The sequence below is a fragment of the Rhodanobacter sp. UC4452_H20 genome (genome assembly GCF_052978205.1).
On sequence record NZ_CM129662.1, the window covers coordinates 3,744,550 to 3,761,322 of the forward strand.

General features: G+C 67.1%; 12 protein-coding genes. 9 read left to right on the plus strand and 3 right to left on the minus strand.

Annotated features, from left to right (window positions below; genetic code table 11):
• Nucleotides 1–227: 227 nt before the first annotated feature.
• The 6 genes from ACVCMC_RS17065 to ACVCMC_RS17090 all read left to right on the plus strand — a co-directional run bounded on the left by ACVCMC_RS17065 (nucleotide 228) and on the right by ACVCMC_RS17090 (nucleotide 7,675).
• Nucleotides 228–1,508, plus strand: coding sequence for an HlyD family secretion protein (locus ACVCMC_RS17065; protein ID WP_447098171.1), 1,281 nt, complete (start codon nucleotides 228–230; stop codon nucleotides 1,506–1,508).
• Nucleotides 1,501–3,675 carry a peptidase domain-containing ABC transporter gene (locus tag ACVCMC_RS17070; RefSeq protein WP_447098172.1) on the plus strand — a complete coding sequence of 725 codons (2,175 nt, stop codon included), beginning with the start codon at nucleotides 1,501–1,503 and terminating at the stop codon, nucleotides 3,673–3,675. The genes ACVCMC_RS17065 and ACVCMC_RS17070 overlap by 8 nt, the downstream gene beginning before the upstream one ends.
• 276 nt (nucleotides 3,676–3,951) lie before the next feature.
• Nucleotides 3,952–4,128, plus strand: a complete 177-nt coding sequence (locus ACVCMC_RS17075) for a hypothetical protein (protein WP_447098173.1) — start codon at nucleotides 3,952–3,954, stop codon at nucleotides 4,126–4,128.
• A 774-nt stretch (nucleotides 4,129–4,902) separates the two neighbouring features.
• The gene (locus ACVCMC_RS17080) at nucleotides 4,903–5,292 is read left to right on the plus strand and encodes a GntR family transcriptional regulator (protein ID WP_447098174.1); all 390 of its coding nucleotides are present in this window, start codon (nucleotides 4,903–4,905) and stop codon (nucleotides 5,290–5,292) included.
• Nucleotides 5,289–6,185 carry an ABC transporter ATP-binding protein gene (locus tag ACVCMC_RS17085; RefSeq protein ID WP_447098175.1) on the plus strand — a complete coding sequence of 299 codons (897 nt, stop codon included), beginning with the start codon at nucleotides 5,289–5,291 and terminating at the stop codon, nucleotides 6,183–6,185. Before ACVCMC_RS17080 ends, ACVCMC_RS17085 begins: the two co-directional genes overlap by 4 nt.
• Nucleotides 6,182–7,675, plus strand: coding sequence for a hypothetical protein (locus ACVCMC_RS17090; RefSeq protein ID WP_447098176.1), 1,494 nt, complete (start codon nucleotides 6,182–6,184; stop codon nucleotides 7,673–7,675). Before ACVCMC_RS17085 ends, ACVCMC_RS17090 begins: the two co-directional genes overlap by 4 nt.
• A gap of 144 nt (nucleotides 7,676–7,819) precedes the next feature.
• On the opposite strand, the gene ACVCMC_RS17095 is transcribed toward ACVCMC_RS17090, so the two are convergent.
• Nucleotides 7,820–8,557, minus strand: a complete 738-nt coding sequence (locus ACVCMC_RS17095; protein ID WP_447098177.1) for a hypothetical protein — start codon at nucleotides 8,555–8,557, stop codon at nucleotides 7,820–7,822.
• On the opposite strand from ACVCMC_RS17095, the gene ACVCMC_RS17100 reads away from it, so the two are divergent.
• On the plus strand, nucleotides 8,556–9,164 hold the full coding sequence (locus ACVCMC_RS17100; protein WP_447098178.1) for a hypothetical protein: 609 nt from the start codon (nucleotides 8,556–8,558) through the stop codon (nucleotides 9,162–9,164). The genes ACVCMC_RS17095 and ACVCMC_RS17100 overlap by 2 nt on opposite strands.
• A 112-nt stretch (nucleotides 9,165–9,276) precedes the next feature.
• Here the strand turns inward: ACVCMC_RS17100 and ACVCMC_RS17105 are convergent, their stop codons facing one another.
• Nucleotides 9,277–9,744: a Dps family protein gene (locus ACVCMC_RS17105; RefSeq protein ID WP_447098179.1), complete on the minus strand. Its 468-nt coding sequence runs from the start codon at nucleotides 9,742–9,744 to the stop codon at nucleotides 9,277–9,279.
• Nucleotides 9,745–9,882: 138 nt separating this feature from the next.
• Here ACVCMC_RS17105 and hrpA point away from each other — a divergent pair, with 138 nt between their 5' ends.
• The gene (gene hrpA / locus ACVCMC_RS17110) at nucleotides 9,883–14,022 is read left to right on the plus strand and encodes an ATP-dependent RNA helicase HrpA (protein WP_447099528.1); all 4,140 of its coding nucleotides are present in this window, start codon (nucleotides 9,883–9,885) and stop codon (nucleotides 14,020–14,022) included.
• A gap of 9 nt (nucleotides 14,023–14,031) precedes the next feature.
• Here the strand turns inward: hrpA and ACVCMC_RS17115 are convergent, their stop codons facing one another.
• Nucleotides 14,032–14,502 (minus strand): hypothetical protein, encoded by a 471-nt coding sequence (locus ACVCMC_RS17115; protein WP_395120070.1) that lies wholly within the window; start codon nucleotides 14,500–14,502, stop codon nucleotides 14,032–14,034.
• 111 nt (nucleotides 14,503–14,613) lie between these two features.
• Between ACVCMC_RS17115 and ACVCMC_RS17120 the strand changes: the two genes are divergently transcribed.
• A complete protein-coding gene (locus tag ACVCMC_RS17120; RefSeq protein ID WP_447098180.1) occupies nucleotides 14,614–16,731 on the plus strand; it encodes a RelA/SpoT family protein in 2,118 nt (705 codons plus the stop codon).
• The last annotated feature ends 42 nt before the right edge of the window (nucleotides 16,732–16,773 follow it).

The window sequence follows — 16,773 nt, forward strand, 5'->3', positions numbered from 1 at the left end:
CGGCTGCACCTGGGCGCCCAGCCGATCCATCGCATTCCAGTCGGCACAACGGATGGCGCGTAGAGGCGACTTTTTGCCTGCGCACGCACGATTTTGCGATGCGTCGCGACTGAGAAAATTTCCTATGGACACCTGCTGGCGAGCTGAGAATCCTGAAATAGGCGGTGTGCGACAAGCGCCCCGCTGAACGCTTCAGGGAGCCACATCGAGCCAGCGGGGAATCGGGTTTGTCGCAGGGATTGTTCCGACAGGAAGTCATCGAGGCGAAGCGCGGTGAGTGGCTGGGCTCGATCATCGTCGCCACGCCGCTGTCTCGTTGGGCGCTCACCACGCTGGCGCTGATCCTGGCCGCGGCGATCATGCTGTTTCTCCTGCTCGGTCATTACACCCGCCGCGAAACCGTCACTGGCCAACTGGTGCCCAACAGTGGCGTGCTCACGGTCGCAGCACCCGGCGTGGGCACGGTGACGCGCCTGCTTGTTCGCGGCGGCCAACACGTTGAGGCCGGCGACGCGCTACTTGAGCTGTCCAGCAAGCAGGACAGCACGGCACTCGGCGATACCCACACCCTGGTGGCGCAACAACTCGACATCCAGCGCGCGCGTCTGCGCAGCGACCTCGCCAACCAGAATCAACTCGCCACGCAGCAGGCGGATGCCCTGCGCGCCAAGGTCGTGCTTCTGCAAGCGCAGCTCAAGCAGATCGATGGGCAATTGGCGCTGCAGCAACAGCAGGTCAGCAGCAACCAGCAGTTGCTGGCGCGGATCAAGCCACTCGGCGTCAAGGGCTACGTCTCGGCGGTGCAGATCCAGCAGCAGACCACTGCTGTGCTTAATGCGCAGGCGCAGTACAAGCAGTTGCGACGCCAGCAACTCGAGGCGCGCCAGCAACTGGACAGCGCCGACCAGCAACTGGCGCAGCTGCCGCTGGATGAGGCGACCAAACGCAACGACACCGAGCGCCAGTTGGCTGCGCTCACCCAGTCCATAGCGCAGAACGAGCAGCAGCGCGCGATCGTCTTGCATGCGCCGCGCGCTGGCGTGGTCTCCACCGTGCTGCTGAAGCCCGGGCAGATGGTCAGTGCCGGCCAGCCGCTGTTGTCGATCCTGCCGGCCGGTTCGCTGATGCAGGCACAGTTGCTGGTGCCCAGCCGCGCCATCGGCTTCATCGAGCCGGGCAGCCGCGTGGTGATGCGCTATCAGGCGTTCGCCTACCAGAAGTTCGGCCAGCAGTACGGCCACGTCACCGACATCTCGCGCAGCGCGCTGAGCCCCGCCGACGTGGCGACACTCATCGGCGAGCGGCCGCAGACCGCGCAGCCGATGTATCGCGTGCAGGTGGCGCTGGACAGCCAGCACGTGCTGGCCTACGGCAAGCCCGAACCGGTCAGGCCCGGCATGGCGCTGGAGGCCGACATCCTGATCGATCGTCGCCGCCTGATCGAGTGGGTGTTCGAGCCGCTGTACGGCATGGCGCATCATCTGGCGGGAGGGTCCGCGCATGGCTGATGGCGGCCAGCAGGCACGCTCAAAGGAGCGTTCGCGCGGCTATCGTGTCGCCTTGCAGTTCGGCTGGCGCCGGGCGCTGCCGATGATGCTGCAGACCGAAGCCGCCGAATGCGGCGTGGCTTGCCTGGCGATGGTCGCGCGCTTCCACGGCCACGACGTCGACCTGGTCGGCCTGCGCCGGCGCTTCTCCACTTCGCTCAAGGGCGCCACCCTGGCGCGGGTGATGGCGATGGCTGGCCAGCTCGGCCTCACCTGCCGCCCGCTGAAACTGGAGCTGGAAGAGCTGGCGCAGCTCAAGACCCCGTGCGTGCTGCACTGGGACCTCAATCACTTCGTGGTGCTCAAGCGCGTGGGCAAGCGCAGCGTGGTGATCCACGACCCGGCATGTGGCATCCGCAAGCTGAGCCTGCGCGAGGTGTCTGCGCATTTCACCGGTGTGGCGTTGGAGCTGAGCCCGGCCGCCGACTTTGCGCCGGTCGTCGAGCGCCAGGCGGTGTCCCTGCGTGCGTTGACCGGCACCGTCCGCGGCCTGCTGCCCGCGCTGGGGCAGATCCTGCTGCTGGCGCTGGCGCTGGAGGTGTTCGCGCTGGTCGGCCCGTTCTACATGCAATGGGTGCTCGACCAGGTGCTGGTCTCCGCCGATCGCGACCTGCTGACCCTGCTCGGCCTGGGCTTCATCGGCGTGGCGATCTTCTCGGCGATCATCACGGCGGCGCGTTCGTGGGCGGTCACCTGGTTGGGTGCCACGCTCAACGTGCAGTGGGCCAGCAACCTGTTCAACCACCTGATGCACCTGCCGCTGGATTGGTTCGAAAAGCGCCACGTGGGCGACGTGGTGTCGCGCTTCGGCTCGATCCAGACGATCCAGCGCACGCTCACCACGCAGTTCATCGGCTCGCTGCTGGACGGCGTGATGTCGCTGGTGACCCTGGTGGTGATGGCGTTCTACAGCCTCGGGCTCACCGCGCTCGTCGTCGGCCTGTTCGCCGCGTACGGCCTGCTGCGCTGGGCCTTCTTCAACCCGCTGCGCCGGGCCAACGAGGAGCAGATCGTCTACGGCGCCCGCCAGCAGAGCGAGCTTCTGGAATCCATCCGCGGCGCCATGCCGATCAAGCTGGCCAACAAGCAGGACGAGCGGCTGGGCCGCTACGCCAACGCCACGGTGGAAACCGCCAACCGCGGCATTGGCATCCAGCGCCTTGGCATCGCCTTCACGCTCGGCAACCAGCTGATGTTCGGCATCGGCCGCGTGGCAATGATCTGGATCGCCGCCGTGCTGGCGCTGGATGGCAAGTTCTCCGCCGGCATGCTGATCGCCTTCATCGCCTACGCCGACCAGTTCACCAGCCGCGCGGCCGGACTGATCGACAAGTGGGTGGACTTCAGCATGCTCAAGCTGCATGCCGAACGCGTGGCGGATATCGCCCTCACCGCACCGGAGAAGGCCGCCGATGCCGGGTGGACCGGACCAGTCCCCGAGGCCAGCATCGAGCTGCGCAACGTGAGCTTCCGCTACGCCGATGGCGAGCCGTGGATTCTCAAGGACTGCAACCTGCGCATCGAAGCGGGTGAGTCCGTCGCCATCGTCGGCCCAAGCGGCTGCGGCAAGAGCACCCTGGCCAAGATCGTGCTGGGCCTGCTGCAACCCACCGAAGGCGAAGTCCGCTTCGGCGGCATCGACATCCGCAAGCTGGGCCTGGACACCTATCGCCAGTGGATCGGCGCGGTGATGCAGGACGACCAGCTGTTCGCCGGCTCCATCGCCGACAACATCAGCTTCTTCGACCCCGATGCCACACCCGTGCGGATCGAGGCCGCCGCGCGGCTCGCGGCCATTCACGACGACATCGTAGCCATGCCGATGGGATATCAGAGCCTGGTGGGGGATATGGGTTCCAGTCTGTCGGGTGGGCAGAAGCAGCGGGTGATCCTGGCAAGGGCACTGTATCGGCGGTCGAAGCTGCTGGTGCTGGATGAGGCGACCAGTCATTTGGATGTAGCGCGTGAGCGCCAGATCAATGCCGCTGTGCAGCGGCTGTGTATCACGCGCATCGTGATTGCGCATCGACCGGAGACGGCCGCTAGTGCGCGGCGAGCGCTATCCGTTGCACACGGCGCGGTGCAAAATATTTCGTTACGTCCGCATGGAGTGGATGTAGCGGAGTAGCCGAGGCCAAGACGGCATCGTATTCTTGGTTCAAAAAGGGAGCTATGTGATGTACTGTTTATCTAATATCAATACCGAATTTGTTGTGGGTGGGATCGCACCCGTCAACACGACTCCGCCTGGGCTGGATGCAGAGCAAACGGAAGCAGCAGAAAAAGCTCAAGCGGAGCTTGTTAGCGGACTGGTCGACTTTGCAGTTGGATTGTGGGATGGTCTCACTAAGTGAAGGCGTAACTCTATCAAAAACTCTGTCCAAATTTGACGGGAGTATATGAAATGTTGGAACTTTCACAGGCGGATATCGTGAATGTCTGCGGCGGCGACGTTGTGGATAAATCAGATCCACTTTATAAAGTTGGTCACGCAATAGGTGAGACTATAAAGGCGGTCGGTGAAGTTGCTGCAGTGGCGGCACTGGCTATTGCAGCATTTGCAACCGGTGAAGCGTCCTAAGCTGGCCTTGTGATAAGGGGGCCTTGTTCCGCCCTGTTCGGGCAGAACAAGGCTTTTGCCGTTTGTCAAAATGACCGTGCGAGCCCATCTCGATACCTGATTAGTGTCGAACATCAGTTGCCATTTCACCGTTCGCCCTGAGTGTAGGTGCGTAGCGCCGAAGTCGAAGGATGTCGGACGTCGGGATTTCGACTTCGCTTGCTGATGCAAGCTACGTTTAGCATGAAAGGGTATTTCCGAATCGGGGTTTGACACTAATCAGGTATCGAGAATTTGATCGATATCAAGAAGCCTAAATTACCTCATTGTACGAGTAACCAAGTCATGATAGCTAGCAAAAAAAATCTATACGCAGAGGTCTGCCTTCTTGTTCTTGGCGGATTCTATCTGTGTTACCACGGTGCGGCGGCATTATTCCACATGATCGAGAGTGTATCTAGTATGCCACTAGATTCAGTTAATGCAGATTTAATGCTGGTAGAAGGGGCGTTGAGCGCGGGATTTCCCTTGGTTATAGGGCTTGGGCTGCTTATATTGGCCTATTCAAGAATAGTAAATTCAGAATTGCGCAAAGTGTAAAAGGTGGCGCCTGATTAGCTTTCTTGTCTTGAGGCGTTGGGTCATGCCTTGTGCGGCAACATCGCACGTATCCGGCCGATATCTCCAAGAAAGGAAGAGCATGAGGGGCGCACCGGCTACGCGGTAAGCCGTTGTCTGTTCCCTTGTGCAAGTCATGCTTGACGGCCACTCATGTGTATTGGTGTAATGATACACATGGATGCATCGCTGCTTACCGTGCAACCCTCCGCTTCCGAGCCGATCTATCGACAGATCGTGGAGCAGTTGCGGCGCCTGATCGCCGGTGGCCAGTTGGTGGCCGGTGAACTGTTGCCGTCGGTGCGCGAGGTGGCGGGTTTTCATGCGATCAATCCGATGACGGTGTCGCGGGCCTACGGGCTGGCCGAGAGCGAGGGCTTGCTGGAACGGCTGCGCGGCAAGGGCATGGTGGTGGCGGCAACGCGTCGTTCGGGCCAGACCGAAAGCCAGCGACTGGCTCTGCTGGAACCGCAGCTGGCGGCGCTGGCGCGGCATGCGGGAGAACTGGAGTTGCCGGCTGAGGCGGTACTGGACCGGCTCGGCCGCTTGATGAGGAGTCGAGGATGAATGCCATGCTTCACGAAGCGAATGCCGTGGACGTCGAGCCGCTAGTGGCGCGCGGGTTGACCCACTGCTACGAGGGCAGCAACGTGCTGTGCGGGGTCGATCTGGCGCTGGAGCCGGGCTCGGTGCTGGGCCTGATCGGGCGTAACGGTGCGGGCAAGTCGACCCTGATCCGCGCCATGCTGGGCCTGCTCGAACCGCTGTCCGGTGCGGCGTTCGTGTTCGGCGAGCCGGCGCTGAAATTGAGCGATGCGGTCAAGGCCCGCCTGGCCTATGTGCCGCAGCAGCCGGAGGCGCTGGCTTGGCTCACCGCGCAACAGATGCTGGATTATGTGGGGCGCTTCTACCCGCGCTGGGACGCCGGCTTTGCGCGCAACACGCTGGAGCGCTGGAAGATCCAGCCGAACAAGCTGCTGGCCAAATTGTCGCCTGGCGAACGCCAGCGCGTGGACCTGATCCGTGCGCTTGCCTCGCAGCCGGAACTGCTGGTGCTGGACGAGCCCGCCGCCGCGCTCGACCCCGTCGCGCGCCGCGAACTGTTGCGCGAGGTGGCGATGCGCGCCGGCGAGAACGGCACTACGGTGCTGTTCTCCACCCACATCGTGTCCGACCTGGAGCGCGTGGCCTCCGAGATCGCGTTCCTGCACGAGGGCAGGTTGCTGCTGCGTTGTGGCGTGGACGAGGCCAAGGAACGCTACGCCCGCCTGTGGCTGCCGGCCGCGGCAAACGTCGCCGCACCGATCCCCTCGCTCAGCCGGCGCCGCCACGACGACGGCAGCTTCAGCCTGGTGGTGGCGCGCGATGCCCGGGACCGTTGGCCGGAAGCGGCGAACCTGCCCGGCGCGCGCGTCGATGCGCTGGGGTTGGAGGATCTGTTCGTGGAGATCGCGGAGTGACGTCGTTCCTGCAATTGCTGATGCTGCCGTGGATGGCATGGTCGCAGCGCATGCGGCGCATCATCGCGAGGACCTTGCTGGTCATCCTCTGCCTGGCCATTGCCGGCTACGTCCTGCTTCGGCGCTCGGCCGGGGCCGGGCCCGGTCTGGCGCATGGCCTGGCCGTCATCGATTGCCTGTTCTGGGCCGCCGTGGTGCCGCGCGCGCTGGTGCTGGCGAACGAGGCACGCCGGCTGCGCCTGCCGGTGCTGGAACGCGCAGCGGCGATCAGCACCGTGTTGTATGCCGCGCTCACCATCGTCTTGCCAGCAGTCGTGGTGGCCATGCTGGGTGGCAGCGGCGTGGTGGCGTTGGCCGAACTTGCACTGGGTGCGGGTATCGGCATGGGCTATGCCGCCTTGCCGCTCTGGCTCGGCATCTGGGCCTGCCTGGCGCCCCTGCTCGACGACCACCTGGGTGCATGGCTGCCCATGCCGGCCAGCGATCCGGTGGGCTTTCTGCACTGGGCCGCGCCGGTGGCTGCAGTGCTGTGGGCCATGATTGCGCTGTGCTGGCGTCGGGCCGCGCGCTGCGACGACGACGCTTCGCGCTGGCTCAAACCATTGGCGTTGCGCTGGCGCGCGCTGTCCGCACAGGGCCGCAATGGCGCAAGGCTGGAAGCCGAACTGCTGCGCCGGCGCAGCTCCCGGATGCAGCCGGGAATCGATCTGCGCCGCGTCGGGCCTGACTACCTGGTGCGTGGCCTGCGCGTGGCGCTGGGAGGTTGGGGCGTGCCGCAGACGGTGGCTAGTCGCCTGCGTCAGGCTGGCCTGGTGTTGCTCAACGTGTTGTTCGCCTTCGCACTGCTGGCTGCGCTGCGCCACGTGTCGAACGATCAGCCCCGCGCCATCGCGTATACCGTCGTGCTCTCCATGCTCGCTAGCGCACCGGTCATCGCCTTTGCCCTGGGTTTGTTCGGCGCCGTGTTGGGCCCGGTGCGCGCCGACGCGCTGCGCGCCCGCTGGAGCCGCGACAATGCGGAGTTGGCGGTACTGGCCCTGCTGCCGGGCGTCGGCGGTGCCGCGCACGCCAAGCGCGCCCTGCTCAAGGCCAGCGTGCTGCCAACGCTGCTGGCGCAGGCGGCGCTGCTCGCGGGCATGCTGGGCGTGGCGCTGTGGGCGCATCTCCCCGGCGGCAATGCCGCCTTGCTGCTGCTCGCCCAGGGCGGTGGCATGCTGGCCACCTTTGCGCTGTCCGTGGCCGCGTTGGGTGGCACGGCGTGGCATCGTGGCTGGCAAAGCCTACTCATCATTGCCGCCATCGTACTGATGTTGACCACCACCGGCGCGGCGCTGTTCCGGTTCGGCGACAACCTGCTGGCGCAGCGGCTCGCCCTCTCGCCGATCTTCCTCGCGCTGTGGATCGCGCTGCTGGCGACCCTGCTGGCCATCGGCCGTCGCGGCTGGCGTGCGTTCTGGCGCCAGCCGCATCCGTTCCTGCCGCATGGGTGAGCGATGACCATGAGGAACGCCCGCTCCCGCAAGGTGACGCCGACCACCGCCATCGCCATGCCCTGGCACACCACGCATCCTTCGCTGCGCTGGATCGGCGGCGTGGTCTACCTGCTGCTGTGCATCGGTGCACTGGCCTGTGCGCTACTCATCCCGGGTCGGCATGGCTGGCTGTACGGGATGGTGGTCTACGGCTTTGGCGCGGCCTATTTCTGGCAATGGGTGATGGCCGCCCTGTTGCTGGTCAGCATCGACACGCATCGCCTGCGCATCCCCGGCGTCGGGCGGTCCACTGCGACCTGCCTGGGGTTGTATGCAGCCGCGACGATCGCACTGCCTGCGGCCGTCTTCGCTGCGCGGGGTGGCGAGGCGTCCACGGTGGCTTTGTTCACCGCGCTGGCGATGGTGGCCGGTGTCGCTTCGGTGCTGTTGCGGCGGCGATACGTCATGGCGCTGGCCTTCCTGCCGGCGCTGGCGGTCGGATTGCGGCCCGTGATCCAGCTGCCGTTTCCCGGGCAGCCCGGCTTCCTGGTGTGGGGAACGGCCGTCCTGATCGTGTTGCTCGCGGTCGACGTGTTGCGCTGGCGCCATCTGTTGCGGGCCGATGACACTCGTGAAGATGATGCGCAGATCGTCCGCTATGGTCGCCGCGGCGCGTTGGGTGGCCTGGGCGCCGCACCGCACGCCGGCGCGCCACGTCGCGCCAGCGTGGCGCCAACGCCACTGCGTCTGGCTGGCGTCGGTCCCGGCAAACCCGTGCTGGCCCTGCGCGTGGCGCTGGGCGAGGGCTACGCCCCGCAGGGCCTGCGCGGTCACGCGCGTCGCTTCACGCGCTTCGGCCTGCCGCTGCTGCTGTATGTCCCGGCGATGGCGATCGTGCATGCCGGGCGACCCGCTGCGCCAGGTCTTGTTTGGCGTGGGGATCGACGTCATCGGCTGGCTGGGCATCATGGGCGGCCTGATGCTGATGCTGATGGGCAGTCTGCTGCCTTGGGCGAGCTGGCGCCGTCGCCGCCCCGAGCTGGCGCTGCTGGCCCTGCTGCCGGGGTTGGGCGGCACCGTCGCGGCGCGGCATGCCCTGTTGCGCGCCACCCTGGGCCGGCCACTCATGCTGCAAACCGGGCTGCTCGCGCTGGTGCTGACCGCCGCGTTGCTGCTCCACGCCCACGCCACGCTGCTGCTCTTTGTCGTGCTGTCCCAGCTCGGTTGCGTCGCCACGGTGGCGGCCACGTCACTCGGTGTTTTCGGTGGCTGCCCGTTGCCGGGCTGGGGCATGGCGCTGGTGCTGGCCGGCATGGCTGTGCTGGTGTCCGCCAGCACCTTCGTCCCGCTGTTCGCCACGCTCGGGCATCATCCGTGGCACGCCGGGCATGCGGTGTTCGCGGCGTTGGCCGTCGCCTGGATCGTTGCGGCAGGTGCGCTGGGGTGGCTTGGCCGGCGTGGTTGGCAGGGCATGCGGGCACGACCGCATCCCTTCCTGGCGGTTTGAGCGCAAGGCTGGCGCGTCGTCCCGCAGCAACCGGAAAGGACGAAGATCGCGGAGTCTTCACCAACCAAAAGGCCCGTCGTCGACGGGCCCTTTCGTTCATGCCACGCGCAAATCAACGCAGCAGCGAGCGCAGCATCCAGGCGGTCTTCTCGTGTTCCTTGAGGCGGCCGGTGACCATGTCGGCGGTGCCGTCGTCGCCGGCGGCGTTGGCGGCCTTGAGGGCGTCGCGGGCGGTGGCGGCGACGATCTCGTGGCCTTCGACCAGCTGGCCGACCATTTCCTGCCACTCCGGCACGCCGGGCTCGTCCTTGATCGAGCTGAGCTTGGCGAACTGGCTGTAGGAACCGGGCGCGAACACGTCCAGTGTGCGGATGCGCTCGGCGACCTCGTCGGCGGCCAGCCACAGCGCGTTGTACTGGGTCTCGAACATCAGGTGCAGGCTGTTGAACTGCGGGCCGGTGACGTTCCAGTGGAAGCTGTGCGTCTTCAGGTACAGCGAGTAGGTGTCGGCGAGCAGCTTGGACAGGTGCTTGGCGACCGCTTCGCGATCCTTCTTGGCGATACCGATGGAAATGGCCATGGCGTGCTCCTTTGGGGGTGGATGCAATGAATCAACAGTAGTGGCTCGGCGCTCGCGCGGGAAATGAATCCTTCGGATGTTGGCGATAGTCGCCGACTATCGGGTCGAGGCGTGCCACCGGCTATCATGCGCAGTTCGATGAACGACCACTGCGCGCCCGCATCCGATCCCGCTGCCGATCCAGGCTTGCGCACCTTGCGCCGGCAGCTGGATGCGGTGTGCAGTCGCGACTTCGGTCGCCTGCTGGGACGTTGGCGCACGCTGTCGCGCCGACCCGACGAAAAGAAGATGGGGGCGCTGGCCGCCGATATCGAGCGCTCCGCGGCCAAACGCCGCGACCGTGCCGCGGCCAAGCCCGAAATCCGGCTGGACGAGTCGCTGCCGATCAGCGCGCGCGGCGAGGACATCGTCAAGCTGATCCGCGAACACCAGGTGGTGGTGATCGCCGGCGAGACCGGTTCGGGCAAGACCACCCAGCTGCCGAAGCTGTGCCTGGCCGCCGGCCGCGGCGAAGCGGGCATGATCGGCTGCACCCAGCCGCGTCGGCTGGCCGCGCGCTCGGTGGCGCGCCGCGTGGCGGAGGAGCTGGGCACGCCGCTGGGCGAGGTCGTGGGTTTCCAGGTGCGCTTCAACGACCAGGTGTCCGAGCGCAGCCTGATCAAGTTCATGACCGACGGCATCCTGCTCGCCGAGACCCAGGGCGATCCGTGGCTGAGTGCCTACGACACCATCATCATCGACGAGGCGCACGAGCGCAGCCTCAACATCGACTTCCTGCTCGGCTACCTCAAGCGTCTGGCGCTGAAGCGGCCGGAGCTGAAGATCATCGTCACCTCGGCGACCATCGACACCGCAAGGTTCGCCGAACACTTCGGCGGCGCGCCTGTGGTCGAGGTGGAAGGACGGGCGTACCCGGTGGAGTTGCGCTGGCGGCCGGTGGAAGCCGCAGGCAAGGGCATGCAGCAGGGCAGCGCCGAACACATCGCCGCCGTGCTCGACGAAATCACCCGCGACGATCCGCGCGGCGACGTGCTGGTGTTCCTGCCCGGCGAGCGCGAGATCCGCGACGCGCACCAGCTGCTGTCGCGCCGGCAATACCGCGAGACCGAGATCATGCCGCTGTACGCGCGGCTTTCCGCCGGCGACCAGGACCGCGTGTTCAAGCCCGGCGTGAAGCGCCGCGTGGTGCTGGCCACCAACGTCGCCGAGACCTCGCTCACGGTGCCGCGCATCCGCTACGTGATCGACACCGGCACCGCGCGGGTCAAGCGCTACAGCCAGCGCAGCCAGCTCGAGCGGCTGCATGTCGAACCGATCTCGCAGGCCGCCGCCGACCAGCGCAAGGGCCGCTGCGGCCGCGTCGGACCTGGCGTCTGCTATCGCCTCTACGACGAAGCCGATTTCGCCGGCCGCGCCGCGTTCACCGATCCGGAGCTGCTGCGCTCGTCGCTGGCCAACGTGATCCTGCGCATGCTGGCGCTGAAGCTGGGCGAGGTCGATGAGTTCCCGTTCCTGGAAGCGCCCGACCCGCGCGTGATCGCCGACGGCTTCCGCCGGCTCACCGAGATTTCCGCGATCGACGAGGCGCGCAGGCTCACCGCGATCGGCCGCACGCTGGCGCGGCTGCCGATCGACGTGCAGCTGGCGCGCATGCTGGTCGAAGGCGAGAAACTGCATGCGTTGCGCGAGCTGCTGGTCATCGTCGCCTTCCTCAGCATCCAGGACCCGCGCGAGCGGCCCGGCGATGCACGCCAGCAGGCCGACGCCGCGCACGCCGTGTTCGCCGACCCGAAGTCCGACTTCATCGGCGTGCTGAACCTGTGGCGGGCCTATCACGACGCCCACGAGGAACTGACCCAGTCGAAGCTGCGCGACTGGTGCTCGCGGCACTTCCTCAGCTTCATGCGCATGCGCGAATGGCGCGAGCTGCATCGGCAGTTGCTGCTGGTCGTTGAAGAGCTGGGCTGGCGCCTTGCTCCCTCTCCCCTGCGGGGAGAGGGTTGGGGTGAGGGAGCGGGGTCGCGGAAGACTTCACAGGCTGGTGCATCAAAGCTCGGAAAGAAAAGCAAAGGCAGGGAGGCTTCGCGCGAGCACCCGCCCCTCACCTTCCCGAAAAGGGGACTTCCTGCGGTCGCAATCCTCTCCCCGGAGGGGAGAGGAGGCGAACGCGAAGAACGAGTTATTGATCAGCAAGCTGCGATGGATCGCCTCTTCGAAGCGGTCCATCGCAGCCTGTTGGCCGGCCTGCCCACCCAGGTCGGCCGCAAGGACGAGAAGGGCATCTACCAGAGCACGCGCGAGCGCAAGTTCCAGGTGTTTCCCGGCTCGGCCCTGTCGAAGGCACCCCCGAACTGGATCTTCTCCGCGCAGATCCTCGACGTGGGCGGCCGCGTGTGGGGCATGGCGAATGCGCGGGTGGAGCCGTTGTGGATCGAGCAGCAGGCGGCGCATCTGTTGCGCATGCATTGCCGCGATGCGCACTGGTCGAAGAAGCGCGGCTGCGTGGTGGCGTACGAACAGGTCAGCCTGTTCGGCCTGGTGCTGGTGGAGAAGCGGCCGGTCACCTTCCAGCAGCAGGACCCGGCGCTGGCGCACGCGATCTTCCTGCGCGAGGCGCTGGTGCGCGGCGACATCGACGGCGCCGATCATGGACGGGCAAGTGCCGCGGGCGCAGGACGCGCAGGAGCGGCCGCGGATTTCGTGCGCGCGAACCAGCGCGTGCTGGAAGAGGCGCTGGGCATCGAGGCAAGGCAGCGCCGCGAAGGATTGATCCGTCACGAGGACGAACTGGTCGCGTTCTTCGAGGGCAAGCTGCCCGAAGAGATCGCCAGCTCGCGTGCGCTCGACGCGTGGTATCGCAAGGCCCGCCCCGCCGAACAGGCCGCGCTGCGCTGGTCGCTGGATGACGTGATGGGCGGTGGTGCCGCGCTGGATGCGAAGGCGTTTCCCGCCGCCATCGAGGTGCCGCAGAGATACAAACTGGAATACCGCTTCGTACCGGGTGACGAGGCCGATGGCGTGACCCTGCAACTGCCGCTGGCAATGTTGAATGCGCTGCCCGCGGCGCGCTGCGAGTGGCTGGTGCCGGGCCTGCTGGCGGACAAGGTGGCCGAACTGATCCGCGGCCTGCCCAGGGCGTTGCGCCGCAACTTCGTGCCGGCGCCGGATTTCGCGCGCGCCTTCATCGAGGCGGAATCGCCCCGCGACGAGTCGCTGGTCAAGGCGCTGGCCGCCTTCCTGAAACGCGCTACCGGCGTCGACATCGGCGCCGGCGAGTTCGCCGGCATCGAATTGCCGCCGCATTTCCTGATGCGCTACCGCCTGCATGACGAGCGCGGCAAGACGCTGGCCAGTGGCCGCGACCTGGCTGCGCTGCGTGGGCAGTGGGAAGGCCAGGCGCGTGAGGCGTTCTCGCGCAAGACCGATATCGAGCTGACTCGCGAAGACGTGGCCAGCTGGGATTTCGAGGCGATCCCTGCGCAGGTGCGTTCGGACGCCGGCCTCACCGCGTTTCCGGCCCTGGTCGACCTGGGCGAGACGGTGGCGCTGCGCGTATTCGAGCGCAGCGACGAATCGCGCGCGGCGCATGCCGCCGGCGTGGTGCGGCTGCTGCGCAACGCACTGGCCAGCGAGGCGAAGCAGGCGCGCCGGAGATTGCCGATCGGCAACGCGCTGGCGTTGAAATACGCGCCGCTCGGCGGCGTCGACGGCCTGCGCGAAGACCTGCTCGAAGGCGGCTTCACCGATCTGCTGGAACGCCACGCACTGGACGTGCGTACCGCCGGCGCGTTCGAGGCGCTGCGCACGCAGTGTTCGCGCGAACTGTTCGGTGCCGGCGTCGAGCGGCTCAAGCTGGCCGAGCCGATCATCGAGGCGCAGGCCGAGGCAAAGCCCTGGCTCGAGCCGCCGCTGCTCGGCTTCGCCCGCGCCAGCTACGACGACCTGCGCGAACAATTCGACGCGCTGCTCGTGCCTGGTTTCCTGCGCGAGCTGCCGCCTTCACGGCTGGCGCATTATCCACGCTACCTCAAGGCGATGCGCCTGCGTGGCGAACGCTTGCGCCAGGACCCGGCGAAGGACCAGCAACGCATGCTGCAGGTGCTGCCGTACTGGCGCGCGTACCTGCAACACCGCGCCGCCGGCGGCGACCCGGCCGAACTGGCCGAGTTGCGCTGGCTGATCGAGGAATGGCGCGTGTCGCTGTTCGCGCAGGAGCTGAAGACCGCCGAGCCGGTGTCGGCCAAGCGGCTGGCGAAGGCGCTGGCCGCGCTCGCGTGAGCGGCCGGATCAGCGCACGCGTTCCACGTGCACGCTGCCGTTGCAGCCGGACACGTACATCAGCCAGTTGCCCATCATCGAGGGTTTGACCTTGGTCGAGGGATTGTCGGCAGTCATGCACGACACATTGTCCGAGCCGATCTGCCGCCAGACCTGTCCGTTGTCCAGGGTGTACTCGTTGTTGCCGCTCCAGCCGTCGAAGTGGCCCTTGATGCGGGTCTCGATCTTCTCGCGCTTGGCATCGCTCGCGTAGAACACCGGCTTGCCGCTGGCACTGACCATCTTGGTGGTGGTCTTGGCGTGCGTGCGCAGCCAGGCGTCGAGATTCTGCAGTTCCTGCGGCGAGAGTTTGTCCAGGCCAGCGGCCTTGAACTCGGAAGGACTCATGCGTTGCTGCAGGTCGCCGGACGTCTGCTGCGCGTACACGGCGCAGCACGGGAGGGCCAGCAACAGCGGGAGACAGCGTGCGCGGAAGGACATGGGGATTTCCTCGAAGCCGGAATGGCGAATCCCGATTCTGCCCGCCAAGCGGCCCGAGGCCAAGCGCCGCAGGCCGCCCGCCGCGACCATGCCACTACAATGGCCGCCATCATGGCCCCGCGCACTCATTCAGGCAGCCTCGCCGCATGGCGCAAGCGCGCCGACACGCTGTCACCCGATCTGGCCGATGCGCTGGAGGCCTGCGGCGAGCATCCGGTCGACCAGGCCGAGTGCGGCGACACCCTCGACCTGCTCGGCATGCTCGGTTGTGACGCGTCGACCCAGGCGGCGGCGTTGTGGTTCGAGCTGGCGCGCGTCGATCCGGCGTTGTGGGCTGCGCGCGGCCCGGGCCTGCCGGCGGACGTGCAGCGCCTGGTCGCCGGCCAGCAGGCGGCCGAACAGGTGTGGACCTTGCACGCGCAGCGCGCACCCGGCGGGGCGACCGAAGGCCTGCGCCGGCTGTTGCTGGCGATCGTGCGCGACCTGCGCGTGGTGTTCGTGCTGCTGGCGCGCCAGCTCGCGCGGATGCGCGCCGCGGCGTCGCTGCCGCCGGAGCAGGCTGCCGCGCTGGCGCGGTTGAGCCGCGACATCCATGCCCCGCTGGCCAACCGGCTCGGCATCTGGCAACTGAAATGGGAGCTGGAGGACCTGGCGTTCCGCCACCTGCAGCCGGACACCTATCGCCGCATCGCCCAGCTGCTCGACGAGCGCCGCGTCGATCGCGAGGCATTCATCCGCCAGTCGCTGGACGAGCTGAAACAGGCGCTGGACGCCGCCGGCCTGCAGGCCGACCTGGCGGGGCGGCCCAAGCACATCTACTCGATCTGGAAAAAGATGCAGCGCAAGTCGCTGGATTTTTCCGACCTCTACGACATTCGCGCGGTGCGCGTGCTGGTCGACAGCGTCACCGAGTGCTACGCCGCGCTGGGCGTGGTGCACGCGCTGTGGCCGCACCTGCCGAACGAGTTCGACGACTACATCGCGCGGCCCAAGCCCAACGGTTACCAGTCGCTGCACACCGCGGTGGTCGGGCCGCAGGGCAAGACGCTGGAGGTGCAGATCCGCACCCACGAGATGCATCGCGCCAACGAACTGGGCGTGGCCGCGCACTGGCGCTACAAGGAGGGTGGCGGCAGCGACGCCGAGTTCGAGGCCAAGATCGCCTGGATGCGCAAGCTGCTGGAGCCGCGCAGCGGCGACGACAGCAACCTCGCCGCCGAGCTGCAGACCGAGCTGCTGGAAGACCGCGTCTACCTGCTCACCCCCAAGGGCGAGGTGTTCGACCTGGCACGTGGCGCCACCGTGCTGGATTTCGCCTACCTGGTGCACACCGAGGTCGGCCACCGCTGCCGCGGCGCCAAGGTCAACGGCCGCATCGTGCCGCTGACCTTCCAGCCGCAGAGCGGCGACCGCGTGGAGATCCTCACCACCAAGGTCGCCGAACCCAGCCGCGACTGGCTCTCGCCGCACCATGGCTACCTCAACACCGCGCGGGCGAAGGACAAGGTGCGCGCGTGGTTCCGCCGCATCGCGCACGACGCCAACCTCGGCGTCGGGCGCGCCATGCTCGAGCGCGAACTGAAGCGCCTGGCGCTGCCCGCCGCCGACATCGGCAAGCTGCCCGCCCAATTCCACCTGCAGACGCAGGACGAGCTGCTGATCGCGCTGGCACTGGGTGAGGTCACGCCCGGCCAGATCGCCCGCGTGCTGCAGGAGTCCGTGCAACCGCCGCCGCCCGCGCCGGCACCGCCGCCGGCGCGGCCGGCCACGCTGGACCAGGGCGCGCTGAGCATCGAAGGCGTCGGCAACCTGCTTACCACGCTGGCGCGCTGCTGCCAGCCGCTGCCGGGCGACGCGGTACGCGGCTACATCACCAAGGGCCGCGGCGTTTCGGTGCATCGTGCCGATTGCGGCAGCCTGGCGCGGCTCGCGCGGCGCGACCCGGACCGGGTGATCGAGGTGAGCTGGGGCCACGTCGCCAGCCAGGCTTACGAGGTGGACATCGAACTGCGCGGCTACGACCGCAAGGAGCTGCAGAAAGACGTCACCAACCTCATCAGCAACGCCGGCACCCACATCATCGCCTCGTCCAGCCGCTCGCGTCCGCAGACCGGCGAAGTGGAGATGCGCTACACCCTGCGCGTGCGCGATTTCGAACAGCTGTCCACCCTGCTGGGCAAGCTGCTGGCGCTGCCCAACGTCACCGAAGTGCGCCGCATCAGCGCCTAGCGCGGCGCCGGGCGCCGAGCCGCCCTCGCCAGCAGCGCTGGA